Below are 17920 nucleotides of genomic sequence, written 5' to 3'. Positions count from 1 at the left end.
AGTCCTTGAAAACCGGAGAAGGCGTAACACGTGTGGTCACGCACGAATGGTTGTAGGGGCTAGTGCGTCGCGCAACACCGCGACGATCTGATCGCACGTGACGGCCCACCGGTAGCGGGATACGCGTTCGATGTTGCGTGCGACCAGCGGGGCATGGTCGAAGCGGTTCTGGTCGATCGCTGCGCAGGTATCCTCTAGCGCAGTGATCCAGCCTTCGAGGTCGCGCCCGTTGACGAACTGGGCAAAGGTGCCCTCCGCCATTTCGACCATCGAGTCCGCCGTCGAACTGATGCACCACGCACCTGCCTGCAGGCCTTCGAGCAGGGGAAAGCCGAACCCCTCGTACAGGGACGGCGTCACCACCACCGCTGCGGCGTCGTAGAGGTCGCGCAGTTCGGTGTTGCCGATACCTTGGCGGAGATCGATGCTCCGTTGCCCGGCCGCCAGCGCGGCGACGTCGATCGACGAACGCAACTGCTCGTTTGGCGTGACGATAGTCAGGCACCAATCGGGAGGAATATCCGCCTTGGTCCAGGCATCCAGGATCATCCGGAAATTCTTGTGCGCCTTTGCCGCCGCTACCACGACGATGCGACGTTCTTTCTCGATCCATGGCCGGGGAGGGATCGCGGGCCAATCTCGATGGTCGATACCGAGATGTACCGTATGGCTTGCCGCAGGTAGCCCAATTCGGTCATGGAAGACGCGTTCTGAGAAGCGACTGTCGAACATCACCGCGCGCGCATCGCGCCGAACCTTCGCGAAGGTCTGCCGTGCCAGCGCCCGCTTCATCAACGAGGCAGGAAACAGATTGCGGTCAAGGTGGAGCAGATCGTGGACCGTCGTCACGAACGGCCCCTTCCATGCCAGCGGTACCCAGTAGTTAGTAAACCAGGTAAGGTCATATCTTGCCGCCATCTTCGGCAGGGCGATCTGTTCACGGGGGGAGAAAGCTCGGAGCCCCACGGGACGCACGGCAATGTTGGGTACTTCGCCCAACTCAGCTGCCGCGCGCCGAGCATCCTGTTCCTCCACCATCACGTCGAAACGGGCATCCGACATCGCGCGGGCGACCCCGGGGACGGCGTTGACGATGAACCGGCCGATCCCCGATCCCCAGCCAACACGCGCATCCACCAGCAATCGTGTCATGCCGGATCCTTTTCCGCCACCGATACGGGCGGGGTCCAAGTGATGCCGCAACGGGCAAGGGCGGCCCGTACCCCGTCTTGGAACGCAGCCTCGGTGAAGCGCGATGCGTTGGCGACGCAGGCGTCCGTCGCACCATGGGCCAGGTCACTCGTCTCGAACCGTTCGACTGCCGCGACCAGTCCATCGGCGCCGGGCTCGCGATAGAGGATACCCGTCTTGCCGTCGATCACCGTGTCTAGAATACCGCCGCGGCCATAGGCGATCACTGGGCGGCCAGACGCCTGCACCTCGACCGGGATGATCCCGAAATCCTCGTCTCCTGGAAAGATCAGTGCCCGGCAGCACGCCATGTGGCGTTTCAGTTCGGCAAAGCCGACCTTGCCAAGGAAAGTGATATTGGATGGTGCATTTCGTTCGAGCATGGCGCGTTGCGCGCCCTCGCCGATGACGATCAGTCGCCGGCCGTTGCGCCGGAACGCCTCGATGGCGAGGTCCGGCCGCTTGTAGCTGACCAATTCGCCCGCCCAGAGATAATAGTCCTCGAGATCCTCGGCGGCAGCCGGATGGAACTCGTCCACCGCCACCGGCGGGAACAGCACTTCGGCATCACGGCGCCAGAACTTATCAATGCGTTGCGCCACGAAGGTTGAATCCGCCAGAAAATGATCGACACGTGCAGCCGATGCCGTGTCCCAGATCCGTAGCCGGTGGGCGATCGGCAACATCAACAAGCGGGTCAGACGCCCCGCGGCACCACGATAGACGTAATATTTGTCCCAGATGTAACGCATCGGGGAACATATATAGGCAATATGCACCCCATCCGGGGGAGGGATGATCCCCTTTGCCGGCCCAGCTTCGTTGGAAATAATGAGGTCGTAGTCGGTCAGGTCGAGCGCTTCGAGTGCCCATGGCATCAGCGGCAAATATTTCTGGTACCACCGCTTGGCGAAAGGCAGCCGTCCGATGAAGGTCTCGGTAATGCGGTGCGATGCTAGGAGGCGGGAAATCTTGGAACGATCGACGACGTGCGTGTAGATGTCTGCGTCGGGGAACATCCGGCACAGGGATTCCAACACCCGCTCGCCCCCGCGCATGCCGACCAACCAATAATGCACGAACGCAACGCGCAAACTAACCTCCAATATCTATTAATCGACCGGGCTGCGACGATATGCCTGTCGGCTCTCGCAGCCAAGCACAGCTGACGCAACCCAATATCTACACACAACTAGTTAAGCGCATTCGGGGCTGGGGGCCGCTGGCTTGGGCTGGCAGCGCGAAGCTGGTGCGTGGCGGCGGCTACGGTCCCCGAACCTAAAGAAGTACGATGTTTCCGGTCGATTGCGATCGTCGCCAATCCGATCCCTGCGATGATCCAAGGATACGCGAAGTTAAGCTGTACGCCGAAAATCGCGGCAAGCACCGGATAGCTACAGAGTAGCACTATCCACGGCCGGCTACGCCAAGCTTGAAGCAGAGGATAGGCATAAAGCCAGAGAACAAACAGCGTTAGCGGAATGCCAAGTTCGGCAAGATAGCCAAACAATCCCAAGCCCGGAGCGTCCCAGATCGATAGATAGGGGAGGCCTCTCAGAATGTTCGGATCGTTGCGTACAAGTGCATAATTACCAAGTCCAACGCCTAGAATCGGGTGTTCTGCGACGATGCGGGGTAGAAGAACCGCAGCAGCAAGCCGCCCAGCGATCAATGATTTATCATCCGGGCGTTCGGAGGCAGCTTGCTGATAGTTTGTATAATTATGGTAGTATCCCTCGACACCACTGATAAGATTGCTAGTTACCGCCACGGGCACCATCAGAACAGCCATGAGGGCAACCAATCGGAAATGCCGTGTTCTCATCAGAAACACGATCGCAACGGCTCCCGACAAGGCTACCGCAGCCTTAGACTGTGTACCTAACAACCCGACGATCAGAACGCCGAGCTGTAAATAGGATGTCCGCCGCGAGACGTACCCAAGATAGTGGCCGCGCACGATCTGCAGAATGATCGCTCCGACAAGAAAAACGCCGAACGGCCCGCCTTCTACAAAGAAGCCGGCCATGCGCGGAACAGTTCCGGCCGTGACACCGGGCAGTTCGATCCCAGCATACCACGCCACGAACGAGATCATCGCCCATATTGTACCCACCAATGCCGACCATACGAAAACGGCAAGCATATTCTTGAGAATATTCGGTTTTCCACGGACCGTTAATGCCACATAAAACATAGAACTTATAGAAAATGATACTTCTATCAGTCGGATTAGTGAAGCATATGGCGGCTGTTTCAGTGGTCCGGTATCAGCAATAGGAAAGAAATCCAGCCGTAAAGATAGCAAGGATCCCGCTAATAGCAGCATGAGTAATATCACAAATTTTGGGATAAAATCAGTGATAACCGATGGGCCCTGTAGGACCATCCGCTTTTCTGGGACTAGAAAAGACAGGCAAAATGCCGCGATGATAACAACCTCGACGATCTGCACATCGGCGATCTTCACGTCGGTGAAGCCGCATAAAAAACAGATTGCCAAGGCGAAGAACTGATTCATGACGTTATCCGGTGCAGGATCATTTAGTGGTGTGTCTTGCTTGAAGACGTTTGAAGGTATGCCGATATCCCCATCGTACGATCCGCATCAGCCGGGACGGCGCAAGCAAGACCGGCACAGTACGCATCCAGAATACCGGATATTGCCAGTAACTGCGCATCAACAATGGTATGGCCTGCCTGTAGAAAGAGAATGGGGCGTCGTTCAGCTTCGCCCCCATAACAGCATAGCGGACATGTACTGACGCCACCGTGCGATTGACATCGTGATAGGTGCGACTGTTTGGGCCAAATAGCCCTCTTGAAATATGGGCATAGCCCAACACGTCGATCGACATGCGCTTGAACTCTCCCTCGGAGAGGAAGGAGTCGTTACCAGCTCGCCAGCCCACACATCTCTGGCTGACGTACAGCCATTTTGGACAGCGCTGAATCATGCGGCCTATGACATACACGTGAACATAGGCGTTGAAATAACGCGTGACGTCGTCTGCCGAAACAACCTCGTTCCACAGGCTGCGGCGGACGATCTGTCCTGAAAGGTAGCCAAAATACTCACCAAGGACGGAGAAAATATAGTCCGCGTTTTCGATCACGACATCATGCGGCACTTTGCCGCCAGCTACAGGCCGTTCTGCAATCCGTTCCGTCATAGCGTAGGGATAGGCTGCGCGATTGACGGATAGTCCGGCCAGTCCCGGATGTGCAGCAAAGCTTTGCTCCACTGCCGCGACCCCTCCTGGCTCGAGCCTATCATCGCTCCCCATCAACCAGCAATAGTCGCCGCTTGCCAGTTCAATGACCTTTAAGAAGTTGCGATCTGCTCCTAGATTCTCAGCCGAGCGTTCATAGACGAGCAACGGAATCTTGTCCCGGTAGCTTGCTACAACATCTGCTGTATTGTCTGTCGAAGCATTGTCACTAATGATGATTTCAAGTTCGCATTTATATCCTGTCTGTTTAACAATACTGTCTAACAGATCTACAATTTCTGTCTGCCTATTATAGGTTGGGATACAGATAGATATACGCATACTATCAGCCATTTTTTGCAGCACGGCGAATCTTCCGGGCAACTTTTAATAAACTCGAAGGAAGAAAGAATATCGGATAGCAACTCAGCCAAAAACGGGGGGACCGTCCGTAATGACTGACTAACAGCACACGGGCTTGGGAAAAGAAAGAGGGCGGAGCACCATGAGCTTTTGCATGAAGAACGCGATAGCGGGCATGCGGCAAACTCTCGCGAATAGTATGCTGATGCACGGCACTATTCTTTCCAAAAAGGCCGGTAACGACTTGATCGTAACCGGCTACATCGATTTCCAGCCGGCGGTACATGCCTTCTGACAGGAACGAGTCATTACCTGACCGCCAACCGACACATGGATGCGCAACATAAACCCATTCTGGTTGCTGCTGAATCATGCGGCCGATGATATATGCGTGAATCCAACCGTTCAGATATGACGTAAAATCATTTGCCGATACAACTTCTGACCAGCGCGAACGATTTACAACGTTGCCGGACAGAAAGCCGATATATTGCCCCACAGCTAGGAAGATTGCCTCGTCCCCTTTTATTAAGGTCGTGCGTGGAAAAATCGGCGCCGTCGCGAACGAAGAAATCAACATCGTCATTTTAAGATTATATGAATAGTTACGGACTGACAAACCTGCAACATTCGGATGATCGGCTAAAGTCTTCTCGATGGCAGCGATGGCACCTGGTTCGAGCCTGTCATCACTGCCCATCAGCCAGCAATAATCACCTTCAGCAAGATCCACTACCTTGAGGAAGTTTCGATCGGCGCCCATGTTGGTAGGCGCACTATAATAGATGAAATGACTGAATCGACTGCGATATCGATCTATGACATCCCGGGTGTTGTCCGTGGAAGCATTATCAGCCACCACGACCTCAACTTCGCACCCATACTCCAGCTGCGCAAGAATGCTATCGAACAGTTCGGGTAGATATTCAGCGCGGTTGTAGGTGGGAATACAGATCGATAGGCGCATGATCATGCCTCGGCGGTTGGGGAAGCGGCGGATAGCCGGTGGATGGCCAAGGGGAGAATCCAGCTGGTTGTCAGGAGAAAGCAAAGGATCAATCCCAAGATCATCCCCTCAAGTCCCAACCATCGTGCGCCCAATACTTGGAAAGTGACGCTGAAAGTCGCTTGGAACGGCAACGCGATCCAGAGCACGTTCAGGTGATTGATGCTCTGGATAACCGTGGAGAAGGTATCGGTCCACACCCGCAGCACATAGTAAATGGTCAACAATACAACGATTGAACCGGGGATCGCCAACCGTGACGAGGGAGCAAGGGTAGCGATGATCCAGGGCTTGGTGACTTCGATTGCGCACCCGGAGAGGATGACGAACACAGCGCCCAGCGCGACATACTTGCGAACCATGCGGTTCACTTCCTCCCAGCGCCCGCCCGCAACGGCCTCGCTGCACATTGGCCATAGTCCCATAAGTAACGCATTGTAGACGAAGAACACCAATCCGAAGACCCGGGTGGCAATGCTGTAGATAACAATATCCCGAGCAGAAAGCACTTTGGCCATGATGATGAAATCGACCTGAAGCACGGTAGCGGCGATGATACCGAACAACCAGAAACGCAGGGCGCGACGCAATACGGTTTTTGCAAGTTCCATACTTGGACGATGAAGCCGGGCCAACCGCGCCAGTGTGATTCCAAGCCCGAAGATCGGCAACAGTGCTATTGGAGCATAGAATAGCGAGACGCTCCACGACAATGCCGGCTCGATATGGGTCCGCGATGCGATCCATACCCCCAGCGTTCCCAGGATAGTTCCCGCAGCCGGCATCAGATTGGAAAGGTAGCCGCGGTGTTGCGCGAACCAGACGCGATACAGGAGGCTGCCCAGCGCGGTGCCGATGCCGGGAAACGCCATCGCATAAAAGACAAGCAGTTTGTGTCCCGGCGACAGGAACCCGAAGTCGCCGAGGATGAAGCGCGCCAGCAGGGGCCCGGTCAGCGCGACCAGAAGGGTAACGAAGCCACAGGCGGCAATTGCCAGCAACGATGCGCTAATAACGAGCGACCCGGTATCCGCACCGCTGGCGCGCCGTTCGGAGATATGGTTCTGTAGGCTTACCCCGACCCCCAGGTCGCTAAGGGTGAACCAAGTCGCCAAGCTCGCCAGCAATGCGAAGACCCCGTAACCCTCCACACCCAGATGATCGGTCAGGATCCGGACAACCAGTAGCTGCGCGACTACTTGGACGATCCGTCCGACCCACCCACCCCCGGCGACCAGCCAAATCTGGGGAACAACCGGCAGCCGCCGCCGACGCGCCTGCCGCGTAGCCGGTGCCTCGACTGTGGCTTGCCCCACTGGATGATTCATCAGCCATCGCGCCGGTGCGCGCGGATCATCGCGGTAATTTCGTGGTCCAGAACATGCTGCGCGTACCATCCCGGCAATGAGGGGACTGCGGCTGATAATGGTTGCATAATTTCGCGTGCGCGATACGGCCGTGAACCGAGCTCGACATTGAGCGGGGCATCTGCCAGCGCACGTATCCGTTCAACCAGCGCCTTCAACGATAGTCGCGTCCCGCTCACCCGAAAACGCTCCTCTCGCGCCTTGGTGTCATGCATCATCCGTCCGGCTGCTACAACGAAGGCATCTGCGACGTCGCTTGCGGATGTGAGGTCGAGTATCTGATCGCCTGGCGAAAGCAGGAGCGGTTCAGACGCACCAATCGCCTCCACCAGCAGCCTCACGATCTTTGCTCGTGGATCATCTGCACCGTAGGTGTCATATAATATCAGCGTACAAATGCGGATGCCGTCATTCTCGACATAAGCGCGGGCAATGTCCTCGAATGCCTGCTTGGTCGCCGCATACAGGTTCACCGGCACATAGCCGTCGGTGTTGCAATGCTGCCAGAAAGTGCCCGTGTTCACGATCCGCCGGCATGAGGACTGTCGCATCGCTTCCAGCAAGTGGGTCGGCAGGCGGACGTTGGCGTCGAGGATGGAATCGACCTGGTTCGGCCGATGAACGCCAACGACCGCAGAGGCCAGATGCACTACGAGGTCGATCGGTGCCTGCGCAAATGCTGTACAAACCGACTCCAGCGTACCGCTGTAATCGACGCGTACAACCCGTCCTGACAAATCGTCGGGCAGGCTGCTGTCCGGGCGGACGAGCGCCACGACGCGCCAGTCCGCCGCGAGCAGCCGGCGAGTGACATGCCCACCGAGATACCCCGATGCACCGGTAACGATCGCGGTCTTCACGAGTTTGTCAGGCCTCAGAAATTCAGCCCGAAGAATTCTTCGAGCCTCTCGCCGACATAGTCGAAATGTTCGGCACCCAGTGCCGGGAAGAGGCCCAGCCAGAAGGTATTGTTCATTACCCGATCGGTCTGGGTCAGATTGCCGACCACACGGTGCTCGACATGCTGGAAATAGGGTTGGCGGGTGAGATTGCCTGCGAAGAGAAGGCGCGTGCCGATCTTGTTCTGGTCAAGGAAGCGCGTCACGTCGACGCGCTTGGCATCCACGCCGTCGCGCAGCATCAACGGGTAGCCGAACCACGACGGATCCGAATTGGGGGTGGCCTCGGGCAGGATGAAGATCTCTTCCATCCCCTTCAGACGTTCGGTCAGCAGGTCGAAGTTGCGGCGACGGGCCGCCACGAAATCATCCACGCGGTCGAGCTGGGCGAGGCCGCAGGCGGCCTGCATGTCGGTAATCTTCAGGTTGTAGCCGAGATGGCTATAGACATATTTGTGGTCGTAACCGAACGGCAGCGTCCCGTGCTGCTGGCCGAAGCGGCTGCCGCAGGTGTTGTCGCAGCCAGGGGCGCAGTAGCAGTCACGGCCCCAGTCGCGGATCGATTCGATGATCGGGCGCAGTTCGGCGCTCCGCGTGAACACCGCGCCGCCTTCGCCCATCGTGATATGATGGGCGGGATAGAAGGACAGGGTGGCAACATCGCCCCACAGCCCGACCTTCTTGCCGTCATATGTCGCGCCGAGCGCATCGCAGCAATCCTCGACCAGCCACAGGTCGTGTTCGTCGCAGATGCGCCGGACCTCGGCGAGGTTGAAGGGGTTCCCGAGCGTATGGGCGATCATGATCGCACCGGTTTTCTCAGTGATCGCCGCCTCAATCAGGCTGGCGTCGATATTGTAGGTCGGCACGTCGACATCGACGAACACCGGGATCAGTCCATGCTGGATCGACGGATTGACCGTGGTCGGGAAGCCGGCCGCGACCGTGATGACCTCGTCGCCCGGCTTCAGCCGGCGGTCGCCGAGCTTGTGGCTAGTGAGGCACGAGAGCGCGAGTAGGTTTGCCGAGGAGCCCGAGGTGGTCGTGAGGACGAAGGGAGCGCCGGTCACTTTAGCAAGGCCTGCCTCGAACTCGGTGTTGAACCGCCCAGTGGTCAACCAGCCATCGAGCGAGGCTTCGACCATCAGTTCAATCTCGGGCGCGCCGATCACCTTGCCGGCGGGGGGGATCACGCTTTCGCCGGGCACGAACGGCCGGGGGGCGAATTGCACCTCGGCATATTGGGTTACCAGAGCGCGGATCTGCTTGCGGAGATCGTCTGGGGTCGTTGAAGAGGTCATCTGGAATTAGTCCTATGCGGCAAGGGAGGCGTCGGCGTCAGTGAAGCGCGCCAGTTCGCCATGGCAATAATCGTACATATCGGCACCCGCTAACCACGCGCGGTGCCAGGCAACGATGCTGTCGAGCGTCTCGGCCAGGGTCCAGCGCGGTTGCCAGTGAAGTCCGGCCCGCGCTTTGGAGATGTCGAGCTTGAGGTAATGCGCCTCGTGCGGTTGGACGCTTTCGTCGCGGGTCCAGGTCGCCCCTTCGCCCCAGGCGTCGCACATTCGCTCGACAATCCACTGGACGGGACGCGCATCGTCGTCGCGCGGGCCAAAATTCCATGCCTGGGCCGCGTTCGCAGCATCGTGGCACAATGCCTCGGCAAGGACGAGATAGCCCGACAGCGGTTCCAGCACATGCTGCCATGGCCGGATCGCGAGCGGGTTGCGGATCATCACCGGCGAACCGCTCTCGACCGCACGGAGAATATCGGGGATCAGCCGGTCAGTTGCCCAGTCGCCGCCGCCGATGACGTTGCCCGCACGGCCACTTGCCAATGCGATGCCCTGCGCCGTCAGAAACGAGCGACGATACGCCGAGATGACGAGCTCGGCACACCCTTTGGAGTTGGAATAGGGGTCATAGCCTCCCATCGGCTCATCCTCGCGATACCCCCAAACCCATTCGCGATTCTCGTAGCATTTGTCGGTGGTGACAACGACGCAGGCACGCACCGACGGTGCGCGACGGACGGCCTCGAGCAAATGGACAGTGCCCATGACATTGGTTGCATAGGTGCCGACTGGATCATCATAGGAGGCACGGACCAGCGGCTGTGCCGCCATATGAAGTACAAGCTCCGGATCAGCTGCGACCAAGGCCGCTTCCAGCGCGGCCGCATCGCGGATGTCGCCGATGATCGAGGTCATTCCATCCGCGACCCGCGCGACGTCGAACAGCGACGGGCTGGTCGGCGGGGCAAGCGCAAAGCCCGTCACCTTCGCCCCCATTGCCTGGAGCCACAGCGACAGCCAGCTGCCCTTAAACCCGGTATGCCCGGTCAGGAAAACGCGCTTGCCCGCCCAGAAGCCGGGATTAATCCCTGCGAAACCCGTACCGCTCACCATACGCACCACGGTGCCTTGCCGCTGTCCCAGAGCGTGTTGAGCAGCTGTTTCTCGCGCAGCGTGTCCATAGGCTGCCAGAAACCATGATGCTCGTACGCCATCAACTCGCCGTCCGATGCCAGGCGACGCAGCGGTTCCTGTTCCCAGGTCGTGTCGTCACCCTCGACATAGTCGATGACCTTGGGACTGAGGATGAAATAGCCGCCGTTGATCATACCGCCATCGCCCTGCGGCTTCTCGAGGAAGTGCGTCACCTGTCCATCGGTGATTTCCAGTGCGCCGAAGCGGCCGGGGGGATAGGTGGCGGTCATCGTTGCGAGTTTGCCATGGGCACGATGGAATTCGATCGACTTGGTGATGTCGATGTCGCCCACGCCGTCACCATAGGTGAAGAAGAAGAATTCCTCGTCCTTCACATGCTCGCGTATCCGGCGCAGGCGCCCCCCGGTCATGCTGTCGTCGCCGGTGTCGACCAATGTCACCCGCCACGGTTCGGCGCGCTTCTCATGGACGATCATGTCGTTCCCGCGCATGTCGAACGTGACGTCGGACATATGCAGGAAGTAGTTTGCGAAATACTCCTTAATGACATAGCCCTTGTAGCCGCAGCAGATCACGAAATCGTTGATACCGTGTGCGGCGTATATCTTCAGGATATGCCACAGGATCGGGCGACCGCCGACCTCGATCATCGGCTTGGGGCGCAAGCTGGTTTCCTCGGCAAACCGCGTGCCGAGTCCGCCGGCCAAGATGACTGCCTTCATTGGGTCTACCTCAGTTCGAGCTGACGAATGCGTCGGAGAAGAAGCGGCGCTCGGGCAGACCGGAATCGATCAACAGCGTGCGGGCCGAAGCGATCATCGCGTTGGAACCGCAAGCATAGACAGCTGCCCCAGTCAAATCGATCGCGTCATCGACCACCGCATGCTGAACATAGCCTTCCCGATGCCCGGTTCCCATGTTGCAGCGCGATAGCAGCAGGTTGGTGGAAAAGTCGAGCGCGGCGCAGCCAAGATCGATACAAAACTCTGCCGGATCACGATTGCCCCAATAGACAGAAATTCGGGCCGGCGATGGCCCGTCCCGCATCGATAGCTGTTCGAGTATGGCCTTCACCGGTGCGATCCCGGTTCCGGTTGCCAGCAAAATCAGATGGTCGATCGGTTGGTCGCGTAGAAAGAACGTCCCCAACGGGCCTTCCAGGCGAAGCAAGTTACCAACCGCGGCCTCTTCGAACCAGTAGCGGCTGAGCAAGCCACCTGGATAGCGCTTGATGATCAGTTCCAAGGTGCCATCGGCACGCGGAGCATTAGCGATCGAATAGCTGCGACGTAGGCCACGGAATAGGATGTCGACATATTGCCCGGCTAGGAAAGTTAGCGGCGTAGCAGGCGGGGTACGCAGCATCACCTTGGCAATGTCTGGAGATGGAAAGCTGATCGCGGCGATCTTGCACGGCACAGTGCGAGCCGTAATGCCCACCAAAGCTGCAAGATCTTCAGCGTCAAGGGCCACGTCACCCTCCGCTGCTCGACAGCAGGTCAGGATCATCCCCCTTTCGGCGTCATCAGCAAGAAGGCTTTCCTCTGGCTTCAGCACGATGGTATCGCCTGACAGCACCTGCGCCTTACAGATACCGCAACGCCCAGTTCGACAACTATATTCGAGAACGACGTCGTGGCTGAGCGCCGCTTCCAAGATCGAAGTGGTGGCATCAGCGGCGAACTGTTTGCCGTTGATCAGCGTGACATGGCCCATGGATCGTCGTCTTCATCCAATAATTTGTGAGCGTCATAACAGGAGGACCGCGCCGATGGCGAGAGAAACGGTCCGGTTAAAGCTATACAGCAGTGTGCCAGTCGTATCGATCGGCATTAATCGGGCGACAGCGTCACCCGGTTTAGGGTTGCTCGTACATCGCGGGGGCGGTTCTGCGGACGCCCAAATATCTCGAATATGGGAAACTCGCAGCCAACTCGTTCGTCGGCACGGTACAGGCGCGTACGGCCCGACATTGCCGCCGGCCGTAGCTCTACCACGCCTTCGGGACATACCAGACGATAGCCGATAGTATCCTCGCCTTCCGCCTCAGCCTCGGTGATAACGGCGAGACGATAGGCACCCGGCAACGCAGAGGAGCGCTGTCGAGCGAAAACGGGAATGCCCCGGCCATCCCATTCGATCACGACTCCCTTGGCGTCACTGCCGAACCTGATCCCGAAGCCATCCCCATGCTCTATCGTCCAATCATAGACGGTCATGACTTCCTGATCTTCCTGAAGCCGTGCGGCGCGCATAAAATCTGGATCCGCCAGCGGCCGCATGAGCAAGGGCTGATCCCCGCGACGACGCACATCCTGCCACAGTTCGAATGCCTCCCCACCAAAACCCTGTGCATACAGCGCAGGCAGCACGGCCGCCGTCTCGACTTCGGTGGGCGGCCGCTTGGTGCGAGCCAATGCCTGATAGGTTTGCAGGCGATCAAGCGCGGCTTGACGGGTATTAAGCTGGCTGGTGGTGAGACGCAGGAATAGCGACCGCCAAGGCGGATCCTGCGATAGCTTGTTGACGAGGGCGGCCTGGAGGGCGGGTTGGGTTTCCATGAACGTGAGGACATTGGTCACCGGTTCGCCCGACCGAGTGGATCGCCGTAGCAGCGCATCGAACACGTTGAGCAACTTCGAAAGGTCGCTGCCGTCGGCATAGACCTCGCCAACGTTGCGGAGTGAAGCCTCATCACGCCAGCCCAGCCGCAGCAGCAGGTCGGCCTCGTCCTTGGCCATCGGCCTTCCGGCGTCGCGCGCTCGTTCGACAAGCAAGGCATTCAGCGCTGACTGACTCAGGGGATTGATCGCCAGTGCGGTGGCAATCGCATCCTTGTGCGCTTTATCCGGCTTGCCCGTTGGGATTGCACCGGTTTCCAGAAGGTTGCGGTCACCATCCATTCGCACGAGTATAAGTCGGCTGACATCGACGATGTACAACGTAGTGATCGCCACAAGGACGATCGCCAAGACCGCAACGGCGATGCGGAGGTTGCGACCGTTACTAGTCGCGTTCGTCATTGCCATAGTCATAATAATAAGCGTCGTGTGAGCCGTACCCGAACTTTCCAGGATCAAACTTGGTCAGCACGGCGCCCGTGACATGGCCGCCACCACGCCGGATACGCGCAATCGCACCGGTGATTGCGCGCACGCTGCTACGTCCGGCTTCGATGACGAACAGCGTTGCCGGAGTCCGTGCCGACAGAACCACTGCGTCGGCCAGCCCCAAGACCGGTGCCGAATCATAGATCACCAAATCATAGGCTTTTTCGAGATCCGCTATCACGGTTTGCATGTGCGGGCTGCTGATGAGTTCGGTGGGATTGGGCGGGGGCGTGCCGGCAGTCAACACATCAAGCAAATCGTTGTCGGTATGCTTAACTGCTACCTCGATCTCGACCTGTCCGGTAATGACGTTGCTGAGACCGATGTCGTTAGCGACGCCGAACAGCTTATGGACATTCGGACGGCGGTAGTCGACATCCACCACCAGCACTCGCTTACCCTGCCGTGTTACGCTGTGTGCCAAGCCGAAACAAGCATTCGACTTGCCTTCCGAAGCCTGGGTGCTGGTCAGCATGATCGAATGCGGCATTCCATCTTGCGATGCTACGCTGAGATTAGTGCGGATCGAGCTAAATGCTTCGCTCAGTGCCGATTTGGGCGCAACGGCATCGCTCGTGGCGTTTTCTGATATGGGGACCGTTCCCAAAAGCGGCATCTTGAGACGATCCTCGATATCATCGGGGCTGCGGATGGCATCGAACAACTGTTCGCGAGCGATGATGACGATCACAGACAGGATGGTCGCTGCAATCAGCGCGGCGAGCAGTGTCAGCATCGGACGTGGCCACGACGTCTGGCGGGGCACTTCAGCGCGGTCGACTACGCTGAGATTGTTGGTCTGGACGCCCGCCTCAGCGTTCAGTTCGTTGTAACGCTTTAGCAGAGAGTCATATTGCTGACGGTTAGTACCCGCTTCGCGTTGCAGGATAGACAGTTCAATACCTTGGTTCTGCTCGACCAATGTCGTGTTCTTCAGTGTCTCGACCGAATTAGCAATTTCCTTCTCGCGAGCGAGCGCGATTGTATAAGGGGCACGGATCGAGTTGCGGATGTTATTGCCGAGCAACCCGATTTGAGCGTTGATCTCGCGGACTTGGGAACGAGCTTGCAGAACCGCCGGGTGGTCGTCGCGCCGCGTCGCGGTCTGCTCCTCCAGCGAGGTCAAGATTTGCGCCCGTCGCTGCAACAGGTCCGCAACCGAATTATTCGCTAGAACCTCGGGAATCTGTAGAGTGGGAAGCAAACGGATTCGCTCCCATTTTTCTTCGGCCTGAATGCGATCGGCTAGTGCGGTAGTATAGGCTTGGTTGAGCTGGACCAATTGCGCCGATAGTAGCGATTGAGACTGGCCGGGCTGGCTCGATGAACCGGCTGCATTGGCGACATCGACGATTCGGGTCCGTCTCGCATATCCCAGTGCATCACGTTCGGATTGCTGCAATCGTTGCTGCGCTTCGGTTAGCTGACCCCGTAGGAAGTCGAGTGCATAGGTCGACGTATTGAGCTTGCGAGCCAAGTTGTTCCGGATGAAGCTATCTGCATAGGCGTTGGCAACCTGCGCAGCCAGCTTTGGATTTGGGCTGGTGAAACTTAGCTGGGCGATACGGGTATTACCGGTATAGTCAACTTTCAATCCCCTCTGGAGTGTGCGCAGCACCTGTTCGCGGCGGGTTTCCTCAGCGGATAGGCCAATGATCGGCGTGACTGCCGGCTCGACATTCATCTGGGTCAGAAATGATTCGTTGGCATACAAGCCCAGCTTTTGCGCAACTGCTTGTGCAACCGTCCGACTGCGTATTATGTCCAGTTGGGTCTGAAGAAATCGATCGATGTCACCGCGACCTCCAGCACTTTCACGGTCTGCCTCGGTCCCAAGAACCTTTTCGGCCTCTTGCCGAATTTCGATCGATACGGTGCTTTCGTAAAGACGTGTAGCGAGCATTACGTAAAGTACTGCTGCTAATAATAATGTGATGAAAATCGCGATAATGTATAGCCGAGATCGATAAAGAGCGGCCCATAATTCGCGAACTTGCAAATTTTTTCCAGATTTAGCTTGGTTGTCTTGGTCGGATTGCAAAATATCGAAGCCTTCACTAGGCCGAATGTCAACGTGCATTTCTTAATCTTTCCCGATCAGCGGAATGCGAGGAAGACGCCGAGCGTTGCGGCGAGGCCTGGCAGCAACGTTACCAACTGACGCTGGAAGCGGCTGCTACGACTAAAGCCAACGATAACGACGTCGGCTTGCTGCAATTCGGGATCCGCTAGTGCGCCCAATCTAATTTGCTGAAGATCAAATCTTGCTGCGTAGCGCTTGCCGTTGATCGTTCGGAGGATGACGATGTCGTCAGGTTGGCCATCGACGGATAGCCCCTCACCCATTGCGACCGCCTGAGTAAGCGTTGCACGTCCCCTGATGGGATAGATGCCGGGTTTCTTGACCTCACCCTCAACGGTGACCGCGTAATTGACGGCATCCGCGATCGCGACCGACACTCGGGCATCACGCAGATACCTAGCATTCAGTCGATCGGCGATGCTACGCGACAACTCTTGGGCGGTAAGGCCCACCGCTTGGATCTCACCAATCAACGGGTAGGAAAGCTTGCCTGATACGTCGACCGGCATTTCTTCAACCGACAATTCGGGCTCGCGGAAGACGGTTATAGTCAACAAATCGCGTGGGCCGATCCGATAGCTAAGTGGGACGGGCGCCGTGGCGTCGTTCACCGAAAATGGTGGGGCACCAAGTGGGGCGGGAGCGTGGGAACAGGCCATCACAGCCACCGTTACGCATAAAGCCGCAGCAATCTTCACTCGCAAAGGGCACCTTTTTCGTCAAGCTGGGCAGCTATGTTGTTGCATTGCAGATTTCAGTGCTGCTAGCAGGAAGGGCGACGCCTTCCAAGTTTTGTCATTGTCAGGTCTTTGTACGAACTGATCCAAAGGCCATAGGGTCGGGCCTACGATGCAGAGCGGCTCGCAGGATCAGGGCGATGGCCATTGCGAACATCGGCAGCGTGGCAACGCGGCGCAGTGGATAGTCAACCACGCTCTGTAATGCGAACAGGATCACAATGATCACGCCGACACGCACACCGCTTTCAATCAATCCCTTATCGGCATTTTTCACCTTGAAGCGGGCGGATTGAAATATTGATAAAATCATTAGCAACGCTGCAGTGACGCCTGGCAAACCAAACTCTATAACTAGCTGCAAATAATCATTGTGAACCGCATTAACATAGGTTGGCTTCAGCCAAGATAATTGCTCGTTAACTAAAAAGATTTGTGAAAAACTACCTGCACCCGCGCCGAACTGCCAATATGATATAAAAAGAGGTATGCTCTGTTGCCAGAATTGCCATCTTAGATCACTATCGACTTCGGAGAACCGTCCAAATAAGGCGCCAAATGGGTTGGTTAGGGAGACCATGACGATTGCCGTGACTACACCGATCAAAAAAGTAATGCGAAGTCGTAACGATTGCTTGAATAAAATCCGCAGACTCAGCGCTCCCGCAGCGACTAAGCCGACGAGAAGGCCGCTGCGACTGTTGGTCGCCACTAATGCAACGAGGGATAGAATACACCAGCCCATGAATAGATAAAAGCGTGGGCCGCGCCTTCGGCGAACATCAAGCAATAACCAAGCAAGAGGCATGGACGCCGCTACGAACAATCCCATATGGTTCTTGTTTGCGAAGAAACCAAGCATTGCTCCCTGATTGCGGCTATCTCGCAGTACGGGATAGCCACCGCTCGCCACCTGCAGGGTGCCGACCGCGACGTCGATGGCGACGATAGCAAGGATCAGCCACCCGATATGACGTAGTTGGCGTTCGTCGAGCGTCAGCATTACCAGAACCAGTACCACGAATGCCAGACAGGCGACCGCCGCCTCCATCGTGAACATTGGCGTCAGGCTGATCGGCTGCCAGCTATCTCCGCGACCGATCGTCGCGAGCACCGTATGGCGAATGTCTTGACCGGGAAGAACTTGCCAAAGGGCAGGCGGTAACGGAATGAGTTGGACGAGGGGAAGAATAATAATTGCGCTCAGCGCCGCCCGGCTCTGCCAAGGCAGGGCTGCCAGCCTTGCCGCATTGGGCGAAAAGGCGAAGGCGGCAAGCAATGTGGCCGTACTTGTTGCTAGGGCTAAGACGCCTAGTACGCTGAGCGGCGCGCCCCCTACGAGGGTGAAGACTATCATCGTAAATCCGACCGCAATGAATGGCAGCAGGTCGCGCCATTGCGCCACGACCAGCCCCCACGTCCCCCTTCGTCGCTCTGACTTCCTGCGACGCCGCAGTCCCTTCACGTCGGTCATAAGCAAAATTCCGGTCATGATTACA

The 17920-nt window shown here is 57.5% G+C and carries 15 protein-coding genes; all 15 read right to left on the bottom strand.

What is annotated here, in order from left to right:
- Positions 1 to 36: 36 nt before the first annotated feature.
- Entirely contained in the window at positions 37 to 1152 is a 1116-nt protein-coding gene (locus ABD719_RS17005) for a glycosyltransferase (RefSeq protein WP_344694557.1), read from the bottom strand.
- The gene (locus ABD719_RS17000) at positions 1149 to 2285 is read right to left on the bottom strand and encodes a glycosyltransferase (protein ID WP_344694556.1); all 1137 of its coding nucleotides are present in this window, start codon (positions 2283 to 2285) and stop codon (positions 1149 to 1151) included. Before ABD719_RS17000 ends, ABD719_RS17005 begins: the two co-directional genes overlap by 4 nt.
- A 98-nt stretch (positions 2286 to 2383) precedes the next feature.
- Positions 2384 to 3712, bottom strand: a complete 1329-nt coding sequence (locus ABD719_RS16995; protein ID WP_344694555.1) for an O-antigen ligase family protein — start codon at positions 3710 to 3712, stop codon at positions 2384 to 2386.
- Between the two features lie 19 nt (positions 3713 to 3731).
- The gene (locus ABD719_RS16990) at positions 3732 to 4745 is read right to left on the bottom strand and encodes a glycosyltransferase family 2 protein (protein ID WP_344694554.1); all 1014 of its coding nucleotides are present in this window, start codon (positions 4743 to 4745) and stop codon (positions 3732 to 3734) included.
- Between the two features lie 4 nt (positions 4746 to 4749).
- The gene (locus tag ABD719_RS16985; protein ID WP_344694553.1) at positions 4750 to 5733 is read right to left on the bottom strand and encodes a glycosyltransferase family 2 protein; all 984 of its coding nucleotides are present in this window, start codon (positions 5731 to 5733) and stop codon (positions 4750 to 4752) included.
- Between the two features lie 2 nt (positions 5734 to 5735).
- Positions 5736 to 7100: an MATE family efflux transporter gene (locus tag ABD719_RS16980; RefSeq protein WP_344694552.1), complete on the bottom strand. Its 1365-nt coding sequence runs from the start codon at positions 7098 to 7100 to the stop codon at positions 5736 to 5738.
- A complete protein-coding gene (locus ABD719_RS16975; protein ID WP_344694551.1) occupies positions 7100 to 7999 on the bottom strand; it encodes an NAD-dependent epimerase/dehydratase family protein in 900 nt (299 codons plus the stop codon). The genes ABD719_RS16980 and ABD719_RS16975 overlap by 1 nt, the downstream gene beginning before the upstream one ends.
- A 14-nt stretch (positions 8000 to 8013) precedes the next feature.
- Complete coding sequence (gene rfbH, locus ABD719_RS16970) at positions 8014 to 9339, bottom strand: lipopolysaccharide biosynthesis protein RfbH (protein ID WP_344694550.1); 1326 nt, start codon at positions 9337 to 9339, stop codon at positions 8014 to 8016.
- Between the two features lie 12 nt (positions 9340 to 9351).
- Positions 9352 to 10449, bottom strand: a complete 1098-nt coding sequence (gene rfbG / locus ABD719_RS16965) for a CDP-glucose 4,6-dehydratase (protein WP_344694598.1) — start codon at positions 10447 to 10449, stop codon at positions 9352 to 9354.
- Positions 10443 to 11213 carry a glucose-1-phosphate cytidylyltransferase gene (gene rfbF / locus ABD719_RS16960; RefSeq protein WP_344694549.1) on the bottom strand — a complete coding sequence of 257 codons (771 nt, stop codon included), beginning with the start codon at positions 11211 to 11213 and terminating at the stop codon, positions 10443 to 10445. The genes rfbG and rfbF overlap by 7 nt, the downstream gene beginning before the upstream one ends.
- 10 nt (positions 11214 to 11223) lie before the next feature.
- Positions 11224 to 12207: an FAD-binding oxidoreductase gene (locus tag ABD719_RS16955; protein ID WP_344694548.1), complete on the bottom strand. Its 984-nt coding sequence runs from the start codon at positions 12205 to 12207 to the stop codon at positions 11224 to 11226.
- A gap of 116 nt (positions 12208 to 12323) precedes the next feature.
- A complete protein-coding gene (locus ABD719_RS16950) occupies positions 12324 to 13514 on the bottom strand; it encodes a hypothetical protein (protein ID WP_344694547.1) in 1191 nt (396 codons plus the stop codon).
- Entirely contained in the window at positions 13498 to 15681 is a 2184-nt protein-coding gene (locus tag ABD719_RS16945; protein WP_344694546.1) for a GumC family protein, read from the bottom strand. Before ABD719_RS16945 ends, ABD719_RS16950 begins: the two co-directional genes overlap by 17 nt.
- Positions 15682 to 15698: 17 nt before the next feature.
- A complete protein-coding gene (locus ABD719_RS16940) occupies positions 15699 to 16295 on the bottom strand; it encodes a polysaccharide biosynthesis/export family protein (RefSeq protein WP_344694545.1) in 597 nt (198 codons plus the stop codon).
- A gap of 190 nt (positions 16296 to 16485) precedes the next feature.
- Positions 16486 to 17895, bottom strand: coding sequence for an O-antigen ligase family protein (locus tag ABD719_RS16935; RefSeq protein WP_344694544.1), 1410 nt, complete (start codon positions 17893 to 17895; stop codon positions 16486 to 16488).
- Positions 17896 to 17920: the final 25 nt, after the last annotated feature.

It is taken from the genome of Sphingomonas cynarae (assembly GCF_039537815.1).
GTDB classification, from domain to species: Bacteria; Pseudomonadota; Alphaproteobacteria; order Sphingomonadales; family Sphingomonadaceae; genus Sphingomonas; species Sphingomonas cynarae.
Note: the sequence above shows the minus strand (reverse complement) of the source record. Positions and strands in the feature narration are given on the sequence as shown.